Genomic DNA, 26,555 nt, shown 5'->3' with positions numbered 1-26,555 from the left:
CGGGCGCGTGAGGCCGTGGGGGAGGCGTGCCGTGTGCGGTCTGGCGGGCTTCGCTGACCCGGCGCTCGGCGGGGACCGGGCGTTCGAGGTGGCCGCACGGATGCTGGCCGCCGTCGCCCATCGCGGCCCGGAGGGCGACGGCGCCGTGCACCGGCCGCCGGTGACCATGGCGCACTGCGCCCTGCCCTTCGTCGACCCCGCCGCCCGCCAGCCCTACGTCTCCGCGTCGCGGCGCACCGTGGCCGTACTCAACGGCGAGGTGTACAACCACCGCGAGCTCCGCCGCGACCTGGCCCGGCGGGGCGCGCCCGCGCGCGGCGGCGACACCGGGATCGTCGCCGAACTGTACGAGCAGAGCGGGGGCCGGCTGCGCGAGGTGCTCCGGCGGGTACGGGGCATGTACGCGCTCGCGCTGTACGACGCCGGCCGGGGCGTCCTGCTGCTGGCCCGCGACCCGTTCGGCAAGAAGCCCCTGTACTGGACGCCGGTGCCCGGCGGCGTCGCCTTCGCCTCCGAACTGACCGCGCTGCTGCGCCACCCCGCCTGCCCCCGCGAGCCCGACCTGCCCGCCCTCGCGGACTATCTGACGCTGCGCGCCTACCCCGCGCCGCACACCGCGCTCGCGGGCGTCCACAAGGTACGGCCCGGCGGCGTCCTGCGCGTGGAGCACGGCGGCGCGGTGCGCGAGGAACCGGGCGGCGGCGCGTACGACGAACTGCTCGCCGCCGTGCCGGGCGGCGCCCGCCGCAAGATCCCCGCAGCGGCGGCGGCCCGGCGGCTGGAACAGGTCCTGGACCGCGCCGTGGAGCGCAGGGTCACCAGCACCCGCGCCCCGCTCGGGGTGCTGCTCAGCGGCGGCCTGGACTCCTCCACCGTGGCGGCGCTCGCCCGGCGCCACCGCGAGGGGCCGCTGCCCGCGTTCACGGCGGGCTTCGAGGACGCGGCGTTCGACGAGAGCGGCCCCGCCCGCACCGTCGCCCGGCACCTGGGCCTGGACCACCACGTCGTACGCCTGGGCGGCACGGACCTGGCGCGCGCCTTCACCGAGGAGTTCCCCCGCCTCGACGAGCCGCTGGCCGACCCCTCCCTGCTGCCGACGCTGCTGGTGTGCCGGGCGGCTCGGGACGGCGTACGGACCGTGCTCACCGGGGACGGCGCCGACGAACTCCTCCTGGGCTACCGCTTCTTCCAGGCGCAGAAGGTGCTCGGCCGCCTCTCGTTCCTCTCGCCGCGGCTCCTGGACGCGGCCGGGCGCGCCGCAGCCCGGCTGCGGCCGGGGGAGGGGAACCTGCCGGCCTCGGCGGCCCTGCTCCAGCTCGCCCGCGGCCTGCGCACGCCCGCCGAGCACCGGTTCTACGCCGCCACCGCCCCCTTCGGTCCGCGGGCGACGGCCGCGCTGCTGAGCCCGCCCGCGCGCGCCGCCCTGGAGCGCTCCGGGCACCGCCCGTTCGCCGAACTCGACGCGCTGCTCGCGGCCGCGGGCAGCCTGTCGCCGCTGGAGCGCGCCCAGCTCGGCGTCGTCCGCCACTTCCTGTGCGACACCGTCCTGGCCAAGACCGACCGGGGCGCGATGCGCCACGCGCTGGAGCCGCGCTCCCCCTTCCTGGACCGGGACGTCGTCGCCTTCTGCGCCGCCCTGCCGCCGGAGCTGAAGCTGCGCGGCCTCACCGCCAAGTACCTGCTGCGCCGCGTGGCCGCCCGGCACCTGCCGCCCGAGGCGGCGCGCCGCCGCAAACTCGGCTTCCGCGCCCCGGTGGCCCGGCTGCTCCGCGCCGAACTGCGCCCCGTCCTCCTGGAGTCGCTGGCCCGGAGCCGGCTGGAGCGGCACGGGCTGTTCGACCCCGCCGCCGTTCGGCGCCTCGTGGACGAGCACCTGGCGGCGCGCGCGGACCACACGGCCGGGCTGTGGGCGCTGCTGTGCTTCCAGGTCTGGTACGACCACGCGCTGCACGCACCGGCCAGGGACCGCCCGCCCCTCACCGACCTGGGGCGGACCGGCGAGCGGACCGACGACGGAAGGGAGGCCGGCCATGTCCGGTGAGCGCGTCCACGTCCTCTCCCCGCGCACCTGGGGGGAGTTCGGCAACTACCTGGCGGCGACCAGATTCACCGCGGTGCTCCGGGATCAGCTGCCCGGCGCCGAGGTCACCCTCCTCACCGCCGAGTCGCTGCTGCCCTGGGTCGGCGACGTCGGCGCGCGCATCCGGGACATCACCCTCCAGAGCCCGGACACGGCCACCCGCACCCGGCGCTACCAGGCGCTCATGGCGGAGCTCGCCGCCGAATGGCCGGCCGGCTGCGAGGCGGGAGCGGCGCCGCCGCCGGGGGCGCGGGCGCTGGACGGGCTCGTCGGCCACCTGCGGACGCACCGGCCCGATCTGGTCGTCGGGGCCAAACCGTTCGTCGCCCGCCTGTGCCTGGCCGCGGCCAACGCGGCGGCCCACGCCGACGGCCGCCCGCGGCCGCGCGTCGCCGCGCACGTGACCAACCCCGGCCTGCTGGGCCTGGACGTGCACCGCAGCGCCTGCCTGGACCTCACCTTCGTCGGCTTCGAATGGGCGCGCACGCTGCTGGTCGACCAGGTCGGCGCACCGCAGGACCGGGTACGGACCGTGGGACCGCTGGTGGCCCAGCACGAACTGGGGAACTTCCTGACCGGCCCGCAGGGAACCGGAGGCGACACCGGGGCCGCCGGGACGGGCGACGGGGCCAGGACCGGGGGCGATGACGGGGACGCGTCCGGCACGGCTCCGCGCCCGGGCGCGGAGCGGCCCGAGGTCATCGTGTTCAGCAACCGCGGCGGCGACACGTATCTGCGCGCCGTGGAGCACCTGGCCCGCAGACAGGCCGACGTGGACCTCGTCTTCGTCGGTTACGGCGACGAGGACACCACCCGGCGCGCCGCGGCCCTCGCGGCCGAAGCCGGCGAGGCCGGCCGGAACTGGCGCTTCCACACCCGGCTGCGGCAGGCGGAGTACTTCGCCTACATCGACGGCGCCGCGCGCAGACCGCACTCCTTCCTGGTCTCCAAGGCCGGACCGGCCACCGTGCTGGAGGCGGCCTACTTCGGCATCCCCGTCCTGACCCTGGACTCCGGCCTGCCCATGGAGGCATGGGTGCCCGGCCTCGTCCGGGACCAGCGGCTCGGGCGCTGCTGCCGCACCGGGCCGGAACTGCTGAGCGCGCTCGACGCCTGGCTGGACCGGCCGGAGACGGTCGCGGAACACCGGCGGCACGCGCTGGCCTACGCCCGTACCGCGCTCGACCAGGACGCGGTGGGCCGGCGGATCGGGCAGGCCGTACGGGACCTGCTGCGCCACGACCGCGCGCCGCGCACCACCGTCGCATCGGGGGAGCCCTTATGACCACCCGCCCGCACACCGGGGCCCCCACGCCCCGTCCCGCGCCGCAGGCGGCCGACCGGGCCGCCGCCTTCCTGATCCGCTCGCGCCGACCGGACGGCTGGTGGCGGGACTTCGACGTCAACGGGCCCAGCAGCAGCTGGCTGACCGCCTACGTCGGCGCGGCCCTCGCCGGCTGCGGCGCGCCGGGCGCGCGCGAGGCCGCCGAGGACGCCTGGGCGCGGCTCGCCGCCGACCGCGCCCGCCGGGGCTGGGGCTACGGCCCCACCGCGCCGCCGGACGCCGACACCACCGCCTGGGTGCTGCGCCTGGCCGAGGCCGTCGGCGCCGCCGACGAACCGGCGGCCGAGGACGGCTACGCCTTTCTCGCCGCGCACATACGGCCCGACGGCGGCGTGGCCACGTACGCCCGCGCGAGCGCCGGGGAGTTCTTCGACCGCCACCCGGTGCCGGGCGGCTGGGACGGCTGGTACGCCGGGCACACCTGCGTCACCGCCGCCGCGGCCGGACTGCGGGGCCTGGCCCGGCGCGAGGAGGTGCGCGGCTGCCTGCGCGAACGGCAGCGCCCCGACGGCAGCTGGCAGTCGTACTGGTGGACCGAGCACGAGTACGCCACGGCCCTCGCGGCCTGGGCGCTGGGCGCGGCAGCCGCCGAGTCCGCCGCCGCACGCGCCTGGGCGGCGGCCCGGTGCGGCCCGGACGGCGCGGTCCGCACCGAGGCGGCGCCGGACGGATCGGCCTTCGCCACCGCCCTCGCGGCCCTGACCCTCGACGGCGGGGCGGAGCCGCTGGCCGACGGCGGCGAACCCTCTCCGCCCGTACGGTGGTTGCTGCGCACCCAGTCGCCCTCGGGCGGCTGGCCGGGCTCCGCCCGGGTGCGGCTCCCGCCGCCCGCCCTGACCGACCCCGACGCCCCCTACGCCTGGCGCACCGAGGGCCGCGGCGCGCAGGTCGTCGGCACCGTCAGAACGGACACGGCGGGCCTGTTCACGACCGCCACCGCGCTGCTCGCCCTCGGCGGCGCCGGCCGCGGGAGGCCGTCGTGATCGGCGCCGACCGCGGGGTCCTGGCCCGGCTGCGCGCCCACCGGCGCAGCCCGCTGCACGTGGTGGACCCGTTCAAGGTGCCGCCGCGCGAAGCGGTGCTCAAGGCCGCGGCCGTGCAGCGGGCGGGGCTGCCGTTCCTGCTGCTGGCCAGCACCGACTACGAGCGCTTCGACGAGCGGATGCCCGCGTACGTGGCGCAGGTCAAGGCCGCCGTGGACATCCCCGTCATCACCCACTTCCCGCCCCGGCCCGGCGCCGGGCTGCCCGTGGCGACCGGCGCCGACGCGCTGCTCGCACCGGCGCTGCTGGGCTCCACCGACCCGTACTTCGTCTGGCAGAGCCTCCTGGAGACCCTGCACGTGCAGTACCGGCGCGGCACGGCCCAGGAGGAGCTGCCGGAGTTCCTGCTGGAGGCGGCGCTCACCTTCGGCGACGACCCCGTGTCGGCCGCCGTGATGCACACCGAGCCGCTCGGCCGGACCCCGGCCCAACTGGACCGGCGGATCGAGACGATCCGGGCGTTCGGCTTCCCCGTCGTCTATCTGTACTCGCGCTTCGAGCAGGTCACGGGCCGGGTGTGCCGCTACTTCCGGGACCGGCTGAGCCCCGGTCAGCTGATCTTCATCGGGGGCAATGTGCGCTCCCGCGAACAGGTGGAGGGCTATCTGCGGGCCGGAGCGGACTACGTGGTCTTCGCCGGGGCGCTGGAGCGCGCGGACTGGCGGGAGGAGCTGGATCGCTTGTGCGCCGCCCCGGGGACGCGCGAGCGAAGCGGCGCGGCGGCGCTGCGCCGGACATAGCCCGGCCCGAGGGCGCGGACGGGAAGAGGGAAGCAGGAGAGGCGACATGACCGACACCAGCGCGGCCCCCTCGGGGCCGCCGACGACCGCCGGCACGGCCGGGCGCACCGAACTGCCCGTCGTCCAGGCCGGGAACAGGCTCTGGGGGACCCCCGCGCCCAGCGCGCGGGACCTGCGGCCCGCCCCGCCCCGGCGGCTGCGCATCGCCCTGGTGCGCCACCACGACCTATGCCTGAATACCCGTCAGATCAGCCATGTGCAGCGGCGCGCCGGGGTCCTGCCGCACCTGGGCCTCGGCTACATCCAGACCGCGCTGAAGAAGGCGGGCTTCAAGAACACCGTCCAGATCGACACCCCCGCCATGGGCCTGGACGGCGAGGGCCTGCGCCGCACCCTCGCCGACTTCGAGCCGGACCTCGTGGGCGTGACCACCACCACGCCGGGCCTGCCCGGCGCCCTGGAGGCGTGCCGGGCCGCCAAGAGCACCGGCGCGAAAGTCATCCTCGGCGGCCCCCACACCGAGGTCTACGCCGCCGAGAACCTCTGCCACGACGCCATCGACTACATCGGCGTGGGCGAGGGCATGACCATCATGCCGCGCCTGGCCGAGGCGCTGGAGGACAAGGAGGAGCCCGACGGCGGTGTCCCCGGCCTCATCAGCCGCGCCGCGCACGGCGGCCCGGCCCCGATGATCAACCTGGAGGACGCGGGGTGGCCGTCCCGCGAGGACCTGCCGATGGACCGGTTCCACTCCATCATGGCCCCGCGCCCGTTCGCGACGATGATCTCCAGCCGCGGCTGCCCGTTCAAGTGCAGCTTCTGCTTCAAGCAGGCGGTCGACAAGCGGTCGATGTACCGCAGCCCCGATGACGTGGTCGGCGAGATGGCCTATCTGCGCGAGCGGTGGGGCGTCAAGGAGATCATGTTCTACGACGACGTCTTCACCCTGCACCGGGGCCGGGTCTTCGAGATCTGCGAACGCGTCCGCGAGACCGGGCTCAAGGTGCGCTGGGAGGCGCCCACCCGCGTCGACCTGGTCCCCGACAAGCTGCTGACCGCGATGGCCGGGGCCGGCTGCGTACGGCTGCGCTTCGGCATCGAGCACGGCGACCCGGACATCCTGCGCCGGATGCGCAAGGAGAGCGACCTGGAGAAGATCACCACCGCCGTCACCTCCGCCCACCGCGCGGGCATCAACGGATTCGGCTACTTCATCGTCGGCTGGCTCGGCGAGAGCCTCGCGCAGTACCGCCGCACCCTGGACCTCGCCTGCCGGCTGCCGCTCGACTACGCCAGCTTCTACACCGCGACCCCGCTGCCCGGCACCCCGCTGCACACCGAGTGCGTCGACGCCGGAGCCATCCCCGCCGACTACTGGGACCGCTTCGTCCAGGGCCGGTTCGACAGCCGCATCGGCTACCTCGTGCCGGACGCGGAGGCGCGGGCCCGCGCCGCGTACCGCGCCTTCTTCCTGCGCCCCAAGATGGCCGGGCCCCTCATCGGCCACATGCTGCGCACCGGCCAGTGGGCCAACACCCTCACGGGCCTCGCCGGGCTGGCCCGCTCCGACTCCAACACCCTGCGCGACTTCTGATGGCGCCCCGGACCCGCCCCACCGCCCACGCCGCGCCCGCCCGTACGGGCACGGGACCGGCCGCACCCGCACCGGAACCCGCCCTGATGGCCCGCGTCAGACGCCGCGTCGCCGCGGGCTACCGGCCCGCGGGCACCTGGGACGCCCCGGTCGAACACCTGCTGCCCGCGCGGGCGGCGGACCCGCGCGACGGCGGCCCCGACGCCGCCGTCACCGCGCTCGGCGGCCCCGACGCGCTGCGCGGCGGCATCGCCCTGATCCTGCCGACCCAGACCGCCCGCGGCACGGCCGGCGAACAGCGCGCCTCCGTCGCCCGGTTCCTCGACTGCGCCCGGCGGCTCGCCGCCGCCCGGCCCGGTACCCCGCTCGCCCTGCTCATCGGCATGCAGTGGCGGCCCGGCGACGAGGACGACCGGGCCGAGGCGCGGCGGCGGCTCGACGCGCTGCTGGAACTGGCCGCGGAGCGCGTGCCCGTGCCCGTGCCCGTCGCGGGCCTCCTGCTGCCCGGCCCCGGCAAGATCCGCACGCTCAACGCCGCCTTCCCCCTCGCCGTCCGGCTCGGCGCCGCCGGCGTCGGCTGGATCGACGACGACGTGGTCATGGACCCCGACTGCCTGGAGCGCATGGCCGACGCCTTCCTCGCGGGCGGCTGCCGCGGCGCCGTCGGACCCCACAAGATCGCCCACGCGGGCGCCCACCGCGTCTCGCGGCTGCTGCACCGCGCCAAGGCCGTCGCCGCGCCCGCCACCAACTACCCGCACGGCTGCTGCGTCCTGGTCGCCACCGACGTCGTGGCGGACGGCATCCCCGACCGCTACGACTCCGACGACGGCTACCTCTGCTTCGCCCTCCTCGACCCCGCACACCCCGACCCGCTGCACGACCTGCGGCTGCTGCCCGACGCCCGGCTGCACTACACCGTCTCCGACGGCCCGGCCGGCCCCACCCGCCGCCGCGTGCGCCGCCTGCTGCTGTGCCACCACATCCACCTGGCCGACGCCCCGTACCCCGCCGCCCGCTACTACGTCCACCACATGCTCTTCCCCGGCATGTGGCCGCTCACCGGCTGGGACGGCAGCCGCGGCTTCCGCCACGGAGCGGCGAACGCCGCCGTCAAATGGCTGTACTTCGGCTGGTTCCTGCGCACCGGCGCCGAACTGTACGCACGCGGCCTGCTGGGCCGCCCGCTGCGCGCGGTGGCCTGGAGCGGCCACACCACGCTCGCCGCCCCGCCGCACGCCCTGCCCCGGACCGCGCCGCCCGGACCCGCGGCCCCCGGGCCCGAGCCCGCGCCGAAGAAGAGGTGACGTCCCTTGAAGGTCCTGTCCCTGCACTCGATGGGCCACGACACCGCGGCCGCCTGGTTCGAGGACGGCCGGCTGGTGCACGCCGTGGAGACCGAGCGGCTGACCCGCTGGAAACACGATCACCGGATCCACCTCGCGCTGCGCCACCTGCTGGCCCAGGACGGCGTACGGCCCGAGGAAGCCGACCTGATCACCGTCAGCTCGCCCGTACGCGACTCCGTGCTGCGCCTGGCCGACCCCGGCCCCGCGCGCCGCGCCGTGCACGGCGGAGCCCCGTATCACCGCACCACCTCCTGGCTGCTCGGGCGGCCTGTGGACTGCGTCGTCGTCACCCACGAGGTCTCGCACGCCGCGCTCGCCCTGCACTACGCCGGATACCCGGACGACTGCGTGGTCCTCGTCAACGAGGGCCGCGGGCAGGTCGCCCGCAGCTCGGTGTTCCGGTGCTCCGACGGCGACGTCGACTGGGTCGAGACGGACCCGCTGCCCTGGTACGGCAACGGCTTCGGCTGGAGCGCCCTCGGCTGGCTCTTCGGGTTCGGCAAGAGCCCGAGCGTCGCGGGCAAGGTCATGGCCATCGGCGGCTACGGCACGCCCGACGAGCGCCTACGCGGACTCCTGGAAGAGGTCGACCCGCGCGTACTCGACGACCGGGCGCTCGCCGAGGAGGAGGGCCGCAGACTGGCCCGACTGCCGGAGTTCTCCCGCGACTTCGACGCCATGGCGCGGGTCGTCGCCACCTTCCAGCAGATGTTCACCGACGCCGTGCACACCCTCCTCGCCAAGCACGTCGAGGACCCCGCCCGCACCGCCCTGGCGCTCGGCGGCGGCTGCGCCCTCAACATCGTCGCCAACTCCGCCCTGCGCGACCGCTTCGGCCGCGACATCGCCATACCGCCCGCCTGCGGCGACGCCGGGCACGCCCTCGGCGCCGCGGTCTTTGCCCACCACGTGCTCCACGGACGGCGGGTGGAGCCGTTCAGCGTGTACTGCAACGGCGGCGCCGAGCCCGCCGACGACATCCACGCCACCCTGATCGCCGCGGGCCTCGACCCGCTGCCCTACGACCCGGGGACCGCCGCCCGCACGCTCGCCGACGGAGGCGTGGTCGCCTTCGCCCACGGACCGTCCGAGAGCGGCCCCCGCGCCCTGGGCAACCGGTCGCTGCTGGGCAACCCGGAGACGGACGGCATGCGGCGGCGGCTGAGCGGGCGCCTCAAGCGCCGCGAGTGGTTCAGGCCGCTGGGCGCCGTCATGCGCGCCGAGCGCTTCGCGGACTGGTTCCCCGGACAACTCCCGTCCCCGCACATGCTGTTCAACTACGACGTGCCCGCCGGCCGCATCCCCCAGGCCCGGCACGCCGACGGCACCTGCCGGATGCAGACGGTCACCCGCGACCAGAACGCCCCGCTCCACCACCTCCTCGGCGAGTTCGAGCGACTCTCGGGCGTCCCCGCCCTGATCAACACCTCCCTCAACGCCCAGGGCCGCGCCATCGCGCACACCGCGCACGACGCGCTGATGGACTTCGCCGCCACGGACGTGGACCTGTACGTCCTGGGCGACCTGATGGCCCGCCGGCGGGCGGGGTGACGGCGCCGGCGGCGGCCCGGCGGCCCGCGCCCGCCCTGCTCGCCGAGTGGGACGAGGCGTACGCGTACATCAAGGAGGAACTGACCGGCCTGCTGACCGCGCTGGACGCCTCCGCCGAGCTCACCGGCTACCTCCTCGGCCTCCGCGGCTACCTGCGCTCCCCGTACCTGCTCACCGTCTGGACGCCCGGCCGCGCGGCCCGGCGCCGGCTGGCCTGCGACCTGACCCTGCACGGCCTGGGCATGAAGCTCTTCGACGACCTGCTCGACCTCGACACCGACCAGGACCGCTACGAACTGGGCTACTGCCTGATGCTCTGGCAGACCGCCACCCGCCGCCTCGCGCGCCGCGCGCCCGACGCGCTGCGCGTCCTGGAGGTCCTGGAGGACGGCTTCGCGCGCGTCGGCCCCGGCCAGGTACGCGCCAAGCACCGGCCCGCCCGCGACCTCGACCGGTGGTGGGCCGACGCCGACCGCTACAGCGGCTCCTTCCAGGGCTGCTACGGGCGGCTGGCCGCCGTCGCGGGCGGCGTGCCCGAAGCGGCGGACCACGCGCACGCCTTCGCGCACGGCTTCGGCATGGTCACCATGGTCGCCGACGACCTCCAGGACTACCGGCTCAAGGGCGAGCGGGACGGCAACCTCGGACACCTGCTGCTGACCGGCGCGGCCCGCCCGCGCGACCTCACCGCCCGCCTGGAGACCGCGCGCCGCCGGGCCGCGGCGGCCGCCGCCCGCGGCGGCCCCGCGCACGACCTGGCGCCCGTCATCGACCAGTACACGCGGGACGTCGTGGAGCGCATGCTGCCGCAGTACGCGGCGGGGTGAGGGCTTCGCGCGCCCACGCCGGCCGGCCCGTGTCCGGGCCGGTCAGCGGGTGTCCCGCGGGCCGCGCCGGTCCGCCGCGTGCCCGCCGCCCTCGGCGTTCAGCGGCGACTGGAAGCCCGCCGAGTACAGCCCGCCCTCCGGCGCCGGGCGCAGCCCCGTCACGCCCCGGAACGCCAGCACCCCCGCGTACCCCGCGAACCAGCCGAAGTGCACCGTCTTCACCAGCCAGCGCAGCAGCCCGGTGCGCACACCGCGGCTGCCGTCCCAGGGAGCCAGCGGCCACAGCCCGTAGAACAGCGACTGCTGGAAGTACACCCGCGCCGCCGGCCAGGAATAGCGCGCCATGAACGTGAGGTGGTACAGCAGCGAGATGCGCAGCCGCCGCACCGTCTCCCCGAACCCCGCCCCCTGGTAGAAGCGGCAGCGCGCCCCCTCCACCAGCTCCAGGTCGTGGAAGGGCTCCGCCGCCCGCGGGTCGAGCAGCTCGAACAGCACGAACGCGTCGTCCATGTCCAGCTCGGCGGGGATGCCGCCGCGCACCACGCCGTCCGCGACGAGCATGCAGCAGGCGTGCGGATGGGCCCGCCGGGGAGCCGTGGCGCCGCCCAGCGCCCGCAGCAGCCGCGACGTCCGGTGCCCGGTGGCCAGCGGCACCTTGACCGCGCCCACCGCGCCGCGCCGCGAACCGGCGAGGAAGCGCTCCACGAGCAGCGTCGCGCACCCCGGCTCGGCCACCACGTCGTCGTCCAGCCACAGCCACCCGGCCGGGGCGTGCGCGGCGCCGAGCCGGATCGCGGCGTTGGTGGTCCGCACCTTGCCGGGACCGGGCAGGCACAGACCGGCGAACGGCAGCCACGGCGCTTCCCGCGCCGCCTGACGGCCCAGCGCCGCGAGCCGCCGCGCCGCCTCTTCCTCCTCGCCCTCCCGGCCGGGGAACCACTGCATGCCGATCCACAGCACCAGCGGGAGCGCGGGCTGCGCGTCGTGCAACTCGGCGAGCTGGGACAGCAGATGGCCGACGACGGCGCGGTGGCCGTCCTCGCCGCACCGGGCGACGAAGGTGGGGCACAGCACCGCGACGCCGCCCGGCGCGACGGACGGCAGCGCGTCCCGCGCCGCCGCCTCCGGCACCCGGCGCCACTCCCCGCCCGGCCCGGCCAGCACCGCGGTGACCGGCACCGCGCCGCCGGGCGCACGGACCCGGCCGCGGCCCCGGTCGACGAGCCGCTGCACCGCGCGGCGCGGCTCCCGCGCGCCCTGCGCCGCCCTCACCGCGCGCCCTCCAGACGCACCGGGCGCAGCTCCACGCGCACGTCGTTGGGGGCCGCGGTGAGCAGCGGCGCCAGCTCCTCCCACGAGGCGGCGGCCCGCCGCTCGCGCTCCCGGTCCCGCACCACACGGGCGTAGGCGGCGCGCGCCGCCGAACCGAAACCGGTGTCCGGGGCGGCGGTCAGGGAACGCGGCCATCTGCGCTGGCGGTAGAGCACCGACGGCAGATTGCGCACCCGGAACAGCCGTGCCGCCCGCAGATGGAAATCGGTGTCCGCGCCGAACCGCGTCGTCCCGTCGAAGCCGCCGAGCCGGTCTAGCACCCCACGGCGCATCGCCGTGGCCCCGTGCAGCACGGCGAAGCTCCGGCCGAGCCGCATCCACACATCGGCATGGCGCGGCAGCCGCTTGCGGTACAGGGGCGTGCCCGCCTCGTCCAGCACCTCGAAGCAGCAGCCGACGACGTCGGCACGGCCCCGCTCCAGCAGCCGCAACTGCCGTTCCAGGCGCAGCGGATGGCTGATGTCGTCGGCGTCCTGGAAGGCCACGTACGGGCTGCGGACCAGCGGCAGCACCGCGTTGCCCAGCCGGAACGGGCCCGCGGGGCGGGCGGACGCCAGCACCGTGAGCCGCCGGTCCGTGGCGAACGGCGCCAGCGCGCGCCGCCAGGAACCGTCCGCCGAGCAGTCGTCGAGCACGACGACGGCCAGATCGCGCGCCGTCTGCCCGAGAACGGAGGAGACGGCCTGCGGCAGGAAGCGGGGACAGTCGCGGTGCGGGATCAGGACGGTCAGCCGCGCCGGGGGCAGCGCGGGCCCCCGGGCCGGTTCCACCTGGTGCGAGACATCCGGCATACCGCGCCCTCCCGAGGTCGACCGCGCACGGAAGTTCCTGACCGCGTGTTCCCGCGGTCCGCGTTGCGTCGTTCCCGTTATCCCCGTCGTTCTCGTCGATCTCGTCGTCCGAGTGGTTGCCGGGTTCTCGTCGTCCGAGTGGTTCCCGGTCGTCTGCCGGGACACGAGCGTAGTGACGGACGGCGGAGGCGGGAAGACACCGGGGCTCAGTACCGGGGGAGTTGGAACAGCGCCGTGCCCTTCGCGTGCGGGACCGCGCGGAACGACCAGGCGGGGTAGCGCCGCCGCCAGCGGGCGACGGCCTCGCGTTCGTCGGCGCGGTCGTAGTCGTCCAGCACCACCGCGGCGCCCGGTGCGAGGCGCTCGCCCAACAGCGGCACGGCGGGGTACCGGGCCAGCGGCCCCGTCGTCCCCGGCGGGCCGTCCACCACCAGCAGCTCACACCCCGTCAGATCCGCCCAGGCCGTACGCGCGTACCACGGCCACCGCTCGCCGTCGAACTCCACCTCCGTGAGCGGCGCCGCCCGCACCTCCGCGAGATCTGCCACCCCCGCCGCGCGCACCTGGGCGCGGGTGCGCAGCGCGTACGGGGCCTGGTGCTCCAGACTCACCAGCCTGCCCGGCACGTCGAAGGCGCGCAGCGCCAGCGCCAGCCAGCAGGTGGAGACGCCGCTGCCGAGTTCGACGACGAGCGCCGGCCGGCGCTCCCGCACGGTGCGCACCAGATGCAGCAGCAGATCGGGCGCGACCGCCCAGCCCCGCCGGTCGGGCCGGGGCCCCGCGCCGGGCACCAGTCGCCGCAGCTCCCGCCACGCCGCGTACTGCGCCATCCGCTTCCGCACGGCCGCCCCCTCCCGCCGACGCCCGTGGCGGCGCCGTCCCGCTCTCCAGCATGCGCACTCGGGCCCGCCGGTGCCACAGCGCCGCCCGGTTTCCCGCGCACGCCCGCGGCCCGACCCGGAAGCCGTGCCCGCGGGCATGCGGTTACCACATGCCTGCGATGCCGAACCATCGCTTGTGCGCACGGCCCGGTGAGGCGAAGTTGGGAGACGTCCCCCGAACATTCCCCCGGCCCCGGTTCTCCGCGGCCGGCGGTATGGCCCACGACCTCGGTCCCAGGAGCGAACCATGACCACCTGGCTCATCACCGGAGCATCCCGCGGCATCGGCCGTGAGATAGCGGAACAGGCCCTCACGCGCGGCGACCGGGTCGCCGCGACACTGCGCCGTCCCGAGCAACTCGACGACCTCGCCCGCGAATACGGCGACCGGCTGTGGCGCGGGCGCCTCGACGTGACGGACACCGCCCGCGTCGAGGAAATGGTGGCGCGGGCGTTCGCCGACCACGAGCGCATCGACGTCGTCGTCTCGAACGCCGGACTCGGCGTGTTCGGCGCGGCCGAGGACCTCACCGACGATCAGGTCGAGGGAGTGATCGCCACCAACCTCACCGGCTCGATCCAGCTCGCCCGCCGCGCCGTCCCGCACCTCCGCGCGCAGGGCGGCGGCGTGTTCGTCCAGCTGTCGAGCATGGGCGGCCACCTCACCTTCCCCGGCTTCGCGATCTACCACGCCGCCAAGTGGGGGATCGAGGGGTACTTCGAGGCGCTGGCCGCCGAGATCGCGCCGTTCGGGATCAAGACGGTGCTCGTGGAACCCGGCATGGTACGGACGGGCTTCTACGACGCGGCCGAGCGGGTCCCGCCCAGCGAGCCGTACCGCGGCGGCCCGGCGGACGCTCCCCGGATCCCGGTCGAGTCCATGGTCGCCAGCCAGTCCGGCGTCGCCCATGCCGTGATCGAGGCGGCGCTGTCCGACGACCCGCCGCTGCGCCTGCTGTTGAACTCCGACGCCTACGACGCCGTCACCGCCACGGTGCGCGACCGGCTCGCGTCGCTCGTACGGCAGCGCGACACCGCCTACGCCGCGGACGCGGAACACCCGGCGCCCAGCGCCTGAACGGGACGACGCCCCGCGCGGCGGCGCCATGCGGGACCGCCAGCACCGTTCTTTGCCGCTCCCGCGCCGCGCGCATATCGTCGGGCCATGCCTGAACTGACGCTGACGGGCCTGCGCGTCACCCTCGAAGTGGCCCGGCGCGGATCCTTCACCGCGGCGGCCGAAGCCCTCGGCTACACGCAGTCCGCGGTCTCGCGTCAGATCATCGCCACGGAAGCGGCGGTGGGAGCCCCGCTGTTCGAGCGGCACGCCCGCGGCGTCCGGCCGACCCCGTCCGGAGAGGCGCTGCTGCGCCACGCCCGCCACATGATCGCGCACGTGGAGGCGGCGGGGCTGGAGATCGCCGGGCTCCGCGACCGTATCGCCGGCCGCCTGGCCGTCGGCGCGTACCCGACCGCGGCGGCCGCGCTGGTGCCCCGGGCGATCGCGCGCCTGCGCACGGCGCACCCGGCGCTCACCGTGAGCCTCTGGGAGGCGGGCAGCCCCGCACAGCTGCGCCGCCTTCGCGCGGGCCGGATCGAGGTGGCCGTGGCGGCGATCGGGGAAGGGCTGCCCGACTACGACTTCACGGGGCTGCGCGTCGAGGTCGTACGGACCGGCCGCGGCCTGGGCGTGGCCGTCGGCGAGGACCATCCGCTGGCCTCCCGCGAGGAAGTCCACGTCCACGACCTGGCGCGGGAGGCGTGGATCGTGGGGGCCGGCGACGACGGCGACCCCCAGTTCGGCGCCTGGCCGACCCTCCAGTCGCCGCGGGTGGCCCACGAGGCGCGCGGCTGGCAGACACGCCTGGGGCTCGTCGCCGCGGGACTGGGCGTCTCGGTCCTTCCCGGACTGGCCGCCGACAGCGTCCCGCGCGGCGTCAAGTGGCTGCGCGTCGAGGACCCCGCGTACGTCCTCAAACGGGAGACCGTGATAGTCACGGACGCCGACGCGTCGCCCGCCGCGCTCACCATGCTCCAGGCCCTGCGCGACGAGACCACCGCGTTCGCCGCGTGATCCGCGGCTCTCCGGTCCAGTGCCGGAACGCCCCCCGGTCAGTCGGGGAGCATGGCGCGGCGGCCGGGCGCGGCCGAGGACTGCGTGGTCATGCCGCCGTCGGCGACGAGGAGTTGGCCGGTGATGTACCGGGACTCCTCGGAGGCGAGGAACACCATGACGTGCCCGATGTCCTCGGGAGCACCCAGATAGGGCAGGGCGTTGCCCTTCTTCAGGCTGTCGACGACGTCCTGAGGGAGGTTGTCCTGAAGGGCCGGGGTCACCACCGCGCCGGGGGCGATGGCGTTGCAGCGGATGTTCTGTGGTCCGTACTGGGTGGCGATGGACTTGGTGATGCTGACCACCGCGGCCTTGACCGCGCCGTAGGCGGTCTGCGTCACGTCGCCGACGAGCGCGGCGACGGAGGCGGTGTTGATGACGGAGCCGCCGCCGGCGCGGATCATATGGGGGATCGCGTGGCGGGAGCCGAGGAGGGTGCTGCGCATGTTGAGCGCCACGGCGCGGTCGAACTCGTCCATGTCCATGCGGAGCAGGTCGAGATCGGTGCGGGGACTGGTGCCGCCGACGTGGTTGCACAGGATGTGCAGGGCGCCGTACGCGTCGACGGTGGAGCCGATCATCCCGGCGATGGAGTCCTCTTCGAGGACGTTCACCGCGAGGGGAAGGGCCTGGCCGCCGGCCGCCGTGATGATGTCGGCGGTGTCGTGGGCGGCCTGGGCGTCGTAGTCGGCGACGACGACGCGGGCGCCCTCCGCGCTCATCAGCCGCGCGGCGGCACGGCCGATGCCGCTCCCGGCTCCGGTGACGACGGCTGTCTTGTCCTGTAGACGGTTCATGTTCGTGTTCCTCGTGGTGCGTGGGTACGGGTGTGTGCCCGCGGCTGATGGTGGTGAGTACGGGCGTACGAGCCCGGAGGGGTTCAGTGCTCCCCGGCGGCGGCCGACGCGGGGGCGGCGGGCCCGGCGGCGTGGACGCCGGGCGCGGAAGAGGCGGCGCGGGGGCGCGGGATCGCGAGGGTGAGCAGGAGGCCGACGACCGTGGCGGCCATCGCCACCGCGTAGGTCATGCGGAAACCGCCCTCCGTCGGCAGCCGCGCGGGGCCGAGCCGCATGGTCATGTTCGCCAGGATGGCCGTCATGACCGCGCTGGCGGTCGAGGTGCCGATGGAGCGCATGAGCGCGTTGATCCCATTGGCGGACGCCGTCTCGGTCACGGGGACGGCGCCCATGATGAGCGCGGGCATGGCGGCGTACGCGATGCCGACGCCGGCGCTGACGATCATCGAGGTGACGACGATCTGCCACACCTGCGACATCAGCAGCAGCCCCGCGCCGTACCCCACGCCGATGACGGCGACGCCCGTGAGCAGGGAGGCACGGGGGCCGTACCGGGCGGTGATGCGGGCGGAGACGGGGGAGAGGGCCATCATGACCAGGCCGCCCGGCGCCAGCGCGAGCCCCGCCGCCAGGACGGACTGGCCCAGCCCGTACCCGGTGGCCTTCGGCGACTGCAGCAGCTGCGGCAGGGTCAGCGACATGGCGTACATGGCGAAGCCGACCAGGATGGACGCCAGGTTGGTGAACAGCACGGGACGGCGCACGGAGACCCTGAGGTCCACCAGCGGCTGGGACACGCGCGTCTCGTACCAGCCCCACAGGGCCAGGACCACGGCGCCCGCCGCGAACAGGCCCAGCGTCGTACCGCCGGTCCAGCCCCAGTCGCCGCCCTTGGTGACCGGCAGCAGCAGGAGCACCAGACCGCCCGCCAGACCGACCGCGCCCAGGGCGTCGAACCGCCCCGGCGACACATTCGGGGACTCGGGCAGCAGCAGGGTCACCAGCAGCAGGCAGACGGCGCCGAGACCGGCGGCGAGCCAGAACAGGACGTGCCAGTCCGCGCTCTGGACGATGGCGGCCGACACCGGCAGGCCGATCGCGCCGCCGACGCCGAGCGTGGCGCTGACCAGCGAGACGGCGCCGCCCACCCGGGCGGTCGGCAGCTCGTCGCGCAGGACGCTGATGCCGACCGGGATGAGACCGGTGGCCAGGCCCTGCAACGCGCGTCCCACGATCACCGGGACCAGGCTCTCGGAGAGGGCGCAGACGACGGAGCCCGCGATGAGCACGACCAGGCTGCCGATGAGCACCCGCCGTTTGCCGTACATATCGCCGAGCCGGCCCGAGATGGGGGTGACCACGGCGGCCGCGAGGAGCGTGGCGGTGATCACCCACGAGGCGTCGGAGGCCGAGGCGTGGAGCAGTCGCGGCAGCTGCGGAATGATCGGCACGACGAGTGTCTGCATGAGCGACACGACGATGCCGCCGAGGGCGATCACGGCGGTGATCGCGCCCGGCCCTCGTGTGCGGGGAGAGGAACCGGTCGACAAGAGATCTCCTTGAAGGGGCTGCGGACTACGGACTGCGGACTGCCGTCGGTGGTCTGCGGTCGAGGGCCGGTGAGCGGCTCGCGGCGCAGGCGGAGGACCTGCTTCGGGGCGTTCCGGCCGAGTACGTGGGAGAGGAGAGGCGGCCCATCGGCCACCTCGATGTTCATCATGCAACTGATGTTCACAGTACACACGTGTTGCATCATGCACAAAGGGGGAGTGCCGGGACGGACGGCAGGGGGAATGAACGATGATTGAGGCGACGCGTCGGCGCAGGAAGGGCAGAAACATGGATGAACAGCAGCGTCGGCTCAACGACTTCGAACGGGAGCTGACCCTCCTCTCCCGCCACTTCATCGCCTCGCGCGGGCCCCGCGCGCGCCAGACCCTGGAACGCTCCGCCTACGTGCTGCTCACCCGCCTGGAGACCGGCGAGCCGCTCACCCTCAAGGAGCTGGCCCACACCTTCCACGTCGGAATCTCCACCATCAACCGGCAGGTCAGCGCCATGATGCGAAAGGGCCTGGTGGAGCGCATCCCCGACCCCGACGGCGGCATGGCCCGCAAGTACCGGCCCACCGCCCTCGGCCTGGAACGGCTCCGGGCCGACCGGGCCGTCACCATCGAGGGCGCCGCCCGCCTCATCGAGGCGACGCAGTGGACCGACGAGACGACTCAGCGCTTCCTGACGCTGCTGAGCGAACTCAACCAGAGCATCGAGGGCCTGGTCCTGGCCCGCCCGCCGCAGACGAACGCCCCCGCGGACCCGACGGACTGAAGCCGCCGCTCCGCTGTCGCGCGGCGAACGGGTGGAGGGGCGACACCGGACCTGCCGCCGGGGCGCCGGCGCCCCGGCTCCCAGGATCCTTGACCCTCACACCGTGTCAGGCGCTGAACTCGGAGACACCATGTTCACCATCGGAGACTTCGCCCGGCACGGCCGCGTCTCGGTCCGGATGCTGCGTCACTACGACGCGACCGGACTGCTGCGCCCGGCCCACGTCGACCCGGCCAGCGGCTACCGCTACTACACGGCCGCCCAGCTGGCCCGCCTCAACCGCGTCATCGCGCTCAAGGACCTCGGCTTCACCCTCCAGCAGGTCCAGGCGATCCTGGACGAGAAGGTGACCACCGAGGAACTGCGCGCCATGCTCCGGCTGCGGCGCGCCGAGCTGGAGGCGGCCATGGCGGCCGCGGCGGCCCGGCTGGTCCAGGTCGAGGCGAGGCTCCGCTCGATCGAGAGCGAGGGGCAGATGCCCAGCGACGACGTCGTACTGAAGAACCTGCCGAGCGTGCGGCTGGCCGAACTGACCGGAGTGGCACCGGACTTCGACACCATCGGCCCGGTCATCCAGCCGCTGTACGCCGAACTGCTCCGGCGCCTGGAGGCGGCGGGCATCGCCCCCAGCGGGCCCGGGGTCGCCTACTACGAGGATGCGCCGGAGGGCAGGATCCTCGTCCACGCGGGCGTCGAGGTCTCCGCGCCCCTCGGCGAGGACGACGGGCTGCGGATCGTGGAGCTGCCGCCCGTCGAGCAGGCGGCGACCGTCATGCACCGCGGCTCGATGGAGACCGTCCTGCCCACGGTCCAGACCCTCGGCCGCTGGATCGACGCCAACGGCTACCGCTCGGTCGGCTACCCACGGGAGATCAACCTGGAGTGCCCCGACAACCATGACGAGTGGGTCACCGAACTCCAGGAACCGGTGGACAAGGTCTGACGGAACAGATCTGACGAGAGAGCGCGACGCCCCGGCCGGCCGTCGCGATCCACTGGGACGGTCCCGAGTCGGGCGGGCGGATGGACAGCCCGCCCCACTCGGGCCCCTGGCCCTGTCCCGCCCCCGACCTCCGGCGACCGGCGGTCAGCCCTCGTTCAGCAGGGTGCCGCGCAGCAGCTCGATGAGGTCGCCGGGGTCGGCCCGGGCGAGTTCGTCGAAGGCGCCGGAGTGCCGGCCCAGCAGGATTCCGGTCATGGCGGCCGCCATCAGTTCGGCGCGCAGCTGCGGCCGGTCGGCCCCTTCGCGGACGAAGCGTTCGTAGAGGGGCTCGACGAGCCGCGAGTGCAGGGTCGTACGCGCCGCCTCCTGCGCCGCCGGATCGCCCAGCGGCTGCACGGCGACCTGGAGCAGCGGGACGGGCCCGCGCCGGTCGGTTCTGTCGAAGACCTCGCGCAGTCTCCCCTCGTCGAAGATGTCGGTCGAAGCCGCGTCGCCCTGCTCGGCGCGCAGGGCGGCGATGTACAGGAGCGTCTTGCTGCCGAAGTAGCGTGCGATCAGCGCCGGGTCCACGCCGGCGCGCTCGCCGATGTCGCGGATGGTGGTGCGGTCGAAGCCCCGCTCGGCGAAGAGCTCGCTGGCGGCCGTCAGCAACAGCTCGCGGCTGCGGGCGGCGTCGCGGCGGCGGCCGGGCGTCTCGCCGCTCACCGTTCCGCTCCGGTGTTCGCGACGAGGTCCGCGCCGTCCGAGCCGGGCCCGCCGTCGGCCGCGCGCAGCCGGTGCTCCATCCCGGCGGCCTTGACCGAGGCGCCGCGGGCCCCGGTCCGGATCAGGACGTACGAGACGACGGCGGTGGCGGCCCAGACCGCGCACCCCACCAGCCCGGCCGTGCGGTAGCCGCTCTCGGGCGGAAGCCCCTGCCCGGTCGTGCCGGCGGCTTGGAGGATCACGGCGCTCAGGGCGCTGCCGGAGGAGTATCCGATGTACTTCACGACCTGATTGAAGCTCATGGCGCTGCCCGTCTCGTGCGCGGGGACGCCGCCGACGATGAGGCCGGGCGTGACCGCGAAGCTGACGCCGACGCCGAGTCCGGCGAGACCCATCGTCACGAACACCTCCCACAGCCCGTTACGGGCGAACACGAAGGTCAGCAGGGCCGCGAGGGAGAACAGGCAGCTCACGGGGAGCATACGCACCGGCGGCCGGTTCCGGACCAGGACCCGCACCACTCGGCCGGCCAGCAGGCTCCCGGCCGAGAACGGCACCAGGATCAGCCCGGTGACCACCACGGAGGCCCCGAAGCCGTACCCGGCGCTCGACGGCGTCTGCACGTACCGCGTCACCAGGGAGATCAGCAGATACATGCCGACGCCGCCCATCACGGTGGTCAGGTGCGCCGCGAAGACCGTACGGTCGCGGACCAGGCGCAGATCCACCAGCGGATGGTCGCAGCGCAGCTCCTGCAACACCCAGCCGGCCAGCAGTAGCACCGAGACGGCGGCCAGCACCAGCAGCCGGGGCGATCCCCAGCCCCACTGCTCCCCCTGGGTGAGGGAGAACAGGAGCCCGCTCATGCCGAGCGTGAGGAGCACCGCGCCGGGATAGTCCATCGGGTGCGCCGGGCGCGGCGGGGGAGCGGGGAGGACGACGGCGGCGGTGACGAGGGCCACGGCGGTGGCGATGACGGCGAACCAGAACCCCGCGTACATCCCGAGGCTCTCGGCGAGCAGCCCGGTGACCGGATAGCCGACGCCGACCCCGGCCGCTGTCGTGAGCGACAGCGTCGACAGCGCCGACCGGGCCCGCTCCGGCGGTACGGAGTCACGCGCCGTGGCGATCGCCAGCGGCACGAGCCCCATCCCTACCCCCTGCAACGCCCGCCCCACGACGAGGCAGGCGAACCCCAGCGGCAGCGCCGCCAGCAGACTCCCGACGAGCACCACGGCAAGCCCCGTCAGAATCACCCTCCTGCGATGCGGCCCGTCTCCCAGACGCCCCATCGCCGGCGTGGCCACGGCCCCGACCAGCATCGTCACGGTCAGGGACCACTGCGCGTCGGCCGCCGAGACGTGATCCACGGCGGCGATCGTCGGAATCAGCGGCGCCCCGAGGCTGCTGATGATCGCGACGAGCATGCCGAGCGACACCAGAACGGGAACCAGGGCCCGCTGCCGCCAGGCGGAGGGGGCAGGGCTGGATATCGGGTGCACGGTATGGACTACTCCTGTCATCAGGCAATGTCATCAGACGATGTCTTCATCTGATGACAAGAGTGTCTCACCCGGGCGAACACCGGCCGACTGGGGGAGCCCGAGTCGGCCGACGGACCCGAGACGCGACCTCGGGCACGAAAGACATGGGCAGGGTTCCGGTGCCGGAGCGGTTAAGCGAGGTTGCTTTCGAGGGCGGCGACGTAGCGTTTGATGGAGTGGTCGCGCATGCCGTCCGAGGCGGGGGCGAAGGCGTCCGCGGTCATGCCCTTGGCCCGGTCCGCGAGGCCGCCGAGCAGGCCCATGGTGTCGCGGAGCTTGCCGTCGGAGTCGATGTACTTCAGCTTCTCGACGTGGGTGAAGGCTGGCTCGGGCGGCAGCTGCGGCACGATGTCGTTGTTGTTGACGAAGCGGAACATACGGTCCGTGAAGCCCTTGTTGTACGCGCCGGCCAGCAGCCGGTCACAGGTGCGGGGCTGCCCGTAGGTGTAGACGCCGTCCGCCCGCAGCCGCGGGTCCTCCAGGTACATCCGCGCCCCGGCGAGCATCGCGAGCGCGCCGCCGAGGCTGTGCCCGGTGAACCACACGGTCTGGTCCCCGGTGCGCAGTTCGGCCAGGGTGTCCTTGACGTCGGGGAAGATCGACTGAAGGGCCTCGGCGAACCCGTAGTGGACGTACCCGGTCCGGGCAGGTCCGGGCCACGGGGGAGTGGTGGCGTCCGAGAGCCAGTCGCGGATCTGCTTCGGCTCCGTGCCGCGGAAGGCGGTGATGATCATGTCATCGCTCGCGGCGGTGTACGCCTGGGTGTCCTCCAGCGGAAACGGCGGGGTGAATCGCGTCTTGTGATGGCGCACCTCGTCGAAGCCCCAGGAACGCGCCTCGGCTTCGATGGCGGCTTCGTCCTTGTAGGCCAGGTCGGATGCCTTGGCCAGCCAGTAGGCCATGGGCAGGCTGTAGCCGGTGGCGGTGCGGTGGTCGATCGTGGACGGTGCGGTCACGGGTGGTCCTTTCGCTCGGCTCGGCGGCCGTGCCGCGCACCGGCCGTACCGGTGCGCGGTGGTTCTGATGTGCCGTTCATGGGATCTCTGCGCACCACCGACCGATTTGACGCACTTTTCCCTCTTTCGGGCGGTACGCCGCGCATCGCGTGACCCGTGCCGCCGGTCGATCCGACCGCGTACCGCCAGGGGACCAAGACGTGTTCGGCCTCAGGGGCGACCGGCCGGCTGGCCTGGACGCCGTACGCGCTCTGCGACCAGATCCGCCGACGCACGCACCAGCGCACCGCTGCTCATGGCCACTGATCGCTCCGACGCCCACTCCCGCATCCGCGCCCTGCACCACGACACCGACTACTACGCGGCCAAGGGCCGGCACCCCCTCCCATGCCCCGGAACACCGGTGTACGCGCCCGGCCATCGGCTCGCCGGCGTCCCCTGAACAGATCCCGGATTCGATGCCGACGAGGCTGTCGTCGGAACTGCCGTGCCCCCGGCCCGTCAGCGCGCCGCGTCACCAGCCTCACGGGGCGGTACAGCTGGCTGGAAGTTGCGGTAGCGGCTGGGCGGCATGCTTGTCGCAGCACGGAACGTCCGGCTGAACTCGGCCGGTTGGGGAAACCCCCACCGGGCGGCGATGGCCCGGACGGCGACGTGGCTCAAGCCGGGGTCGGCCAGGTCCCGCCAGCATCGGCCAGCCGCCGGAGCCGGAGGCAGGTGCCGGCCGCCGGGACGGGCGTCCCCGCGTTGACGCCCGACTTCCGCCGGTGCTGACGGCCGGTGCTGCCGCTGGTGCCGGGCACAGTGGCGCGAGCGGGCCGGACGGTACCCACTCGCGTCACACCAGAGCCTCTCCGTGGTGGCCCCGCAACGGGACGCCCGGCTCTGGTGGGGCCGCAGGTGCGGGCGCCGCCCCCGCGCGGCATGCTGAGCCTGAGCACGCTGTCCGTTTCATTCGCTGACGCGAGGTAGGTGGCGGTGTCTACGGGTTCCCTCGCCATCAAGAGCGCGCGAGCCGTCACGGCCGGGTACGGCCCGGCGGGCGGACCGTACGGCCGTCTGGTCGCCACGGACGAACTCGTGGAGGACATCGCCCCGAAACGCCACCCGAAGGAACCCCAGGACACGGCCGGGGATGTCCCCGCGTCCTTCATCCGGGAGAAACTGGGCATCGAGTCCGTCGCGACGACACACACCACCGACGCCCTGACGGCCCGAGCCCTGGCAGGCGACCCCGGCGGCGGAACGGGCGGGCCCGCGCATCCCCTGTTCAACCCGGACATCGACGCGATGACGACCCAGGCCCTGCGCCTGGCCGTGGACGACCACACCCACACCTCCCGCCCGTCAGGGAGCCGGCCGGGCACGCTTGCCGGGCACATCCACGTGTCCTGGTCGGGCGACGACCGGCTGATGTTCGCGCTCGCCGAAGCGCGCCGCGACGTCGGATGGCACACACCCGGCCTGTCGTCCCTGCACATCCTGTCCGGATGCGCGGGGCTGTTCGAAGCCCTGGACTACGCCCAGTACCTCCTGCATCAGACAGCCGCCCGGGACGACGAGGGCGCCCTGGTCTTCCTCACCGCGAGCAACGACCTGTCCGCCATCGCCCACACCCGCAGACCCCTCCCCGCCCCGCAGAACGAGGACCTCGACCAGTGGCTGTTCCCGGCGATCTTCGGAGAAGGCGCGGGCGCCATCGTCCTGGGACACGCGGACCGCGACGGCGGGGACTGGGTCATCGAGGACTACGGCGCCGAACCGGTCACGGAGGACTGGCGCGTGACCATGCCGCCCGACCAGAACACCCCCCCCACATGGTCATCAGAGCACGCGGCGTCGGCGCCACCTACCGCACCCACGTCCCCCTCGCCGCACAGCGCGGACTCGCCGCGCTGGAACTGGACACGTTCGACGAACTGCACCGGCTCTGCCTCCACGAATCCAACCCCCGCATGCTCGCCGAGGTCGCCGCCGAACTCGGCGCACCCGGCACCGTGGTGCACAGCATCAGCTCGACCGTGGGAACCCTGGCCGGCGTCTCCGTCTTCGCCCTCCTCGACGAGGCCCTCCACTCCCACCGCCAGACACCCAACGCCCGCGACACCATCGTCTGCGCGCTCATCGGCGACGTCGGCGGATCAGTCTCCGCCGGCCACGCGTCCCTCCGCTACAGCCAGCCATCCCAGTAGAGGGTGGTCCCGAGGCTGCGGGGCTGTTGGATTCTCGCCGCGTCCGGGCTGCCGGGCCCGCCCAGGTGTGTCATGAGCGTGACCCAGGCACCGGTGAACCGATCGTCGGGTGTGAAGCGGCACGCGCGAAGTGGCGGGCAAGAACGTGGAATGCCCGCTTGGGCTCCCAGTGCCAGGGGGACTCCGGGGCGCCGGGGGTGTCCTGGATCGTCTTGACGATGCTGTAGCTGACCATGTCGAGGTCGTGGCAGGGGTCATGGGGCCAGTGCGGCGCGTCCGGGGTGATGAACTCGAACGCGTACGCCGAGTGCAGGCCCGTCGACTCGAAGGCTCCGTACACCGTGGAGAGGTAGTCGGCCTGGGTCTGCTCGCTGCGGACCAGTGGTTTTTTGATCCGCGGAGGGCGTTTGGAGTAATCGACCATGTCCCAGCCCATGCCGCCCTCGGCCGGGGCGCCCTTGTAGGTGCAGGTGCCGAACTCCGCGATCGTCACCGGCTTGTGGTGACGCAGATAGCGGCGCAGTTCCCGGACGTAGTCCTGGCGGCGGGGGTGGTAGGAGTAGTAGTCGATGCCGACGATGTCGAAGAGGTTCCAGTCGACGTCTTCATCCTGGGCGGCGGCATAGCTCAGCGGCCCGCGGAAGACCGACCTGCCGGTCTTCGCGGCACGTGCGGTGAAGCGGGCCAGTTCTTTCTGCATCTGCTGCGCGTCGAAGTTTCCGCTGGCGAGGTTGTTGACCCGCTCGACGGCGTCGGCGCCCGGCACGATGCCCGGTACGAACAGGAAGAACTCGCAGCCGACGCTGAGTTCGACGCGCGCGCCGCCTCGGCGCAGTTGCTCGGCGTACCGACCGGTCTCCGCGAGGTGATCAAGGATCTCCTGCGGCGGGCGGTCCCCCAACGTGGGCTCGATGCGCAGGTGCAGTCCGCGTTGCGCCGCTGCTTCGGCCGTGGCGGTCAGCCGGTCGACGCCATCACCAGTGACCTTGATCGAGTTGGCGTGCAACTGCTCTTTGACCGCGCGGACGTCCTCGCGCATGCGATCGGCGTTGTACGCGGTCGCCGGCGTCTCCCCGGCGCCGACGGTGTAGCACACGCCCCGGTAGCGCACGGAGCGCCCGCCCGCTCCCGCCGCCGAGGCGGATGCGGGCTCGGCCGCTTCAGCGGGGTTGGCGGCCATGGTCGCCCCCGCGACCCCGAGAGCCGCGGCTGCGGCCAGGAACTGCTTGCGACTGATCCCCTCGTCGGGGGTCCGGTTGCTGTGCATCGCGCCTCCCGTGCGGTTCGGTGTATCGCTGCTCTACGACATTAACAGAGTAACTGCTCTATTTATCTGTTGACGTCCTAGATGTATTGACCCGCAGGGTTGTTTACGCGGGTGATGGGTGGGTGGCCGTTGAGTGCGGTGTGGCAGCGGTGGTGGTTGTAGGTGTGCAGGAAGTCC

23 protein-coding genes and 1 pseudogene are annotated in these 26,555 nt (G+C 74.0%); 14 read left to right on the top strand and 10 right to left on the bottom strand.

The annotated features are described in order from the left end of the window. The first annotated feature begins 31 nt into the window (after window positions 1–31). Genes asnB through AB0I49_RS25470 form a run of 8 tightly spaced genes read left to right on the top strand, consistent with a single transcriptional unit; the run spans window position 32 to window position 10,529 of the window. The gene (gene asnB, locus AB0I49_RS25505) at window positions 32–2,041 is read left to right on the top strand and encodes an asparagine synthase (glutamine-hydrolyzing) (protein WP_363229397.1); all 2,010 of its coding nucleotides are present in this window, start codon (window positions 32–34) and stop codon (window positions 2,039–2,041) included. Then, window positions 2,031–3,365 carry a glycosyltransferase gene (locus AB0I49_RS25500; protein WP_363229396.1) on the top strand — a complete coding sequence of 445 codons (1,335 nt, stop codon included), beginning with the start codon at window positions 2,031–2,033 and terminating at the stop codon, window positions 3,363–3,365. Before asnB ends, AB0I49_RS25500 begins: the two co-directional genes overlap by 11 nt. Next, a complete protein-coding gene (locus AB0I49_RS25495; protein WP_363229395.1) occupies window positions 3,362–4,408 on the top strand; it encodes a prenyltransferase/squalene oxidase repeat-containing protein in 1,047 nt (348 codons plus the stop codon). The genes AB0I49_RS25500 and AB0I49_RS25495 overlap by 4 nt, the downstream gene beginning before the upstream one ends. After that, window positions 4,405–5,208 (top strand): geranylgeranylglyceryl/heptaprenylglyceryl phosphate synthase, encoded by an 804-nt coding sequence (locus tag AB0I49_RS25490; protein ID WP_363229394.1) that lies wholly within the window; start codon window positions 4,405–4,407, stop codon window positions 5,206–5,208. Before AB0I49_RS25495 ends, AB0I49_RS25490 begins: the two co-directional genes overlap by 4 nt. A gap of 46 nt (window positions 5,209–5,254) precedes the next feature. After that, complete coding sequence (locus AB0I49_RS25485) at window positions 5,255–6,802, top strand: radical SAM protein (protein ID WP_363229393.1); 1,548 nt, start codon at window positions 5,255–5,257, stop codon at window positions 6,800–6,802. Next, window positions 6,802–8,109 (top strand): hypothetical protein, encoded by a 1,308-nt coding sequence (locus tag AB0I49_RS25480; RefSeq protein WP_363229392.1) that lies wholly within the window; start codon window positions 6,802–6,804, stop codon window positions 8,107–8,109. Before AB0I49_RS25485 ends, AB0I49_RS25480 begins: the two co-directional genes overlap by 1 nt. Before the next feature lie 6 nt (window positions 8,110–8,115). Further along, entirely contained in the window at window positions 8,116–9,702 is a 1,587-nt protein-coding gene (locus tag AB0I49_RS25475) for a carbamoyltransferase C-terminal domain-containing protein (protein ID WP_363229391.1), read from the top strand. Continuing rightward, entirely contained in the window at window positions 9,699–10,529 is an 831-nt protein-coding gene (locus AB0I49_RS25470; RefSeq protein ID WP_363229390.1) for a Moenomycin biosynthesis protein MoeN5, read from the top strand. The genes AB0I49_RS25475 and AB0I49_RS25470 overlap by 4 nt, the downstream gene beginning before the upstream one ends. A gap of 42 nt (window positions 10,530–10,571) precedes the next feature. Here the strand turns inward: AB0I49_RS25470 and AB0I49_RS25465 are convergent, their stop codons facing one another. From AB0I49_RS25465 to AB0I49_RS25455, 3 genes are all read right to left on the bottom strand, one after another. Further along, the gene (locus tag AB0I49_RS25465; protein WP_363229389.1) at window positions 10,572–11,801 is read right to left on the bottom strand and encodes a glycosyltransferase family 2 protein; all 1,230 of its coding nucleotides are present in this window, start codon (window positions 11,799–11,801) and stop codon (window positions 10,572–10,574) included. After that, window positions 11,798–12,652 (bottom strand): glycosyltransferase family A protein, encoded by an 855-nt coding sequence (locus tag AB0I49_RS25460; protein WP_363229388.1) that lies wholly within the window; start codon window positions 12,650–12,652, stop codon window positions 11,798–11,800. Before AB0I49_RS25460 ends, AB0I49_RS25465 begins: the two co-directional genes overlap by 4 nt. A gap of 206 nt (window positions 12,653–12,858) precedes the next feature. Further along, on the bottom strand, window positions 12,859–13,494 hold the full coding sequence (locus AB0I49_RS25455) for a class I SAM-dependent methyltransferase (RefSeq protein WP_363229387.1): 636 nt from the start codon (window positions 13,492–13,494) through the stop codon (window positions 12,859–12,861). Window positions 13,495–13,780: 286 nt separating this feature from the next. On the opposite strand from AB0I49_RS25455, the gene AB0I49_RS25450 reads away from it, so the two are divergent. Together AB0I49_RS25450 and AB0I49_RS25445 are read left to right on the top strand one after the other, a co-directional pair. Continuing rightward, entirely contained in the window at window positions 13,781–14,611 is an 831-nt protein-coding gene (locus AB0I49_RS25450; protein ID WP_363229386.1) for an SDR family oxidoreductase, read from the top strand. Between the two features lie 87 nt (window positions 14,612–14,698). Continuing rightward, window positions 14,699–15,607, top strand: a complete 909-nt coding sequence (locus AB0I49_RS25445; RefSeq protein ID WP_363229385.1) for a LysR family transcriptional regulator — start codon at window positions 14,699–14,701, stop codon at window positions 15,605–15,607. Window positions 15,608–15,645: 38 nt separating this feature from the next. On the opposite strand, the gene AB0I49_RS25440 is transcribed toward AB0I49_RS25445, so the two are convergent. Continuing rightward, a complete protein-coding gene (locus AB0I49_RS25440) occupies window positions 15,646–16,443 on the bottom strand; it encodes an SDR family NAD(P)-dependent oxidoreductase (RefSeq protein WP_363229384.1) in 798 nt (265 codons plus the stop codon). Window positions 16,444–16,526: 83 nt separating this feature from the next. Beyond that, window positions 16,527–17,993: an MFS transporter gene (locus tag AB0I49_RS25435; protein WP_363229383.1), complete on the bottom strand. Its 1,467-nt coding sequence runs from the start codon at window positions 17,991–17,993 to the stop codon at window positions 16,527–16,529. Between the two features lie 289 nt (window positions 17,994–18,282). Here AB0I49_RS25435 and AB0I49_RS25430 point away from each other — a divergent pair, with 289 nt between their 5' ends. Then, window positions 18,283–18,771, top strand: coding sequence for a MarR family winged helix-turn-helix transcriptional regulator (locus AB0I49_RS25430; protein ID WP_363229382.1), 489 nt, complete (start codon window positions 18,283–18,285; stop codon window positions 18,769–18,771). A gap of 130 nt (window positions 18,772–18,901) precedes the next feature. Continuing rightward, the gene (locus tag AB0I49_RS25425; RefSeq protein ID WP_363229381.1) at window positions 18,902–19,714 is read left to right on the top strand and encodes a MerR family transcriptional regulator; all 813 of its coding nucleotides are present in this window, start codon (window positions 18,902–18,904) and stop codon (window positions 19,712–19,714) included. Between the two features lie 144 nt (window positions 19,715–19,858). On the opposite strand, the gene AB0I49_RS25420 is transcribed toward AB0I49_RS25425, so the two are convergent. From AB0I49_RS25420 to AB0I49_RS25410, 3 genes are all read right to left on the bottom strand, one after another. Further along, window positions 19,859–20,419 (bottom strand): TetR family transcriptional regulator, encoded by a 561-nt coding sequence (locus AB0I49_RS25420; protein WP_363229380.1) that lies wholly within the window; start codon window positions 20,417–20,419, stop codon window positions 19,859–19,861. Continuing rightward, window positions 20,416–21,921: an MFS transporter gene (locus tag AB0I49_RS25415; protein WP_363229379.1), complete on the bottom strand. Its 1,506-nt coding sequence runs from the start codon at window positions 21,919–21,921 to the stop codon at window positions 20,416–20,418. Before AB0I49_RS25415 ends, AB0I49_RS25420 begins: the two co-directional genes overlap by 4 nt. 173 nt (window positions 21,922–22,094) lie before the next feature. Beyond that, entirely contained in the window at window positions 22,095–22,865 is a 771-nt protein-coding gene (locus tag AB0I49_RS25410) for a lipase family protein (protein WP_363229524.1), read from the bottom strand. 349 nt (window positions 22,866–23,214) lie between these two features. Between AB0I49_RS25410 and AB0I49_RS25405 the strand changes: the two genes are divergently transcribed. Continuing rightward, on the top strand, window positions 23,215–23,361 hold the full coding sequence (locus tag AB0I49_RS25405; RefSeq protein ID WP_363229378.1) for a hypothetical protein: 147 nt from the start codon (window positions 23,215–23,217) through the stop codon (window positions 23,359–23,361). Between the two features lie 1,375 nt (window positions 23,362–24,736). Further along, a complete protein-coding gene (locus AB0I49_RS25400; protein WP_363229377.1) occupies window positions 24,737–25,111 on the top strand; it encodes a 3-oxoacyl-[acyl-carrier-protein] synthase III C-terminal domain-containing protein in 375 nt (124 codons plus the stop codon). Window positions 25,112–25,181: 70 nt separating this feature from the next. Here AB0I49_RS25400 and AB0I49_RS25395 read toward each other — a convergent pair whose 3' ends face one another. Both AB0I49_RS25395 and AB0I49_RS25390 read right to left on the bottom strand, forming a co-directional pair. Continuing rightward, window positions 25,182–26,378, bottom strand: a complete 1,197-nt coding sequence (locus tag AB0I49_RS25395) for an abortive phage infection protein (protein WP_363229376.1) — start codon at window positions 26,376–26,378, stop codon at window positions 25,182–25,184. A 77-nt stretch (window positions 26,379–26,455) separates the two neighbouring features. Continuing rightward, a pseudogene (locus AB0I49_RS25390) lies at window positions 26,456–26,555 on the bottom strand (IS481 family transposase); the annotation flags it as partial.

The sequence above is a fragment of the Streptomyces sp. NPDC050617 genome (assembly GCF_040654795.1).
Classification (GTDB): domain Bacteria; phylum Actinomycetota; class Actinomycetes; order Streptomycetales; family Streptomycetaceae; genus Streptomyces.
The sequence above is the reverse complement of the archived record's forward strand: the minus strand, read 5'-3'. Positions and strand labels throughout refer to the sequence as shown.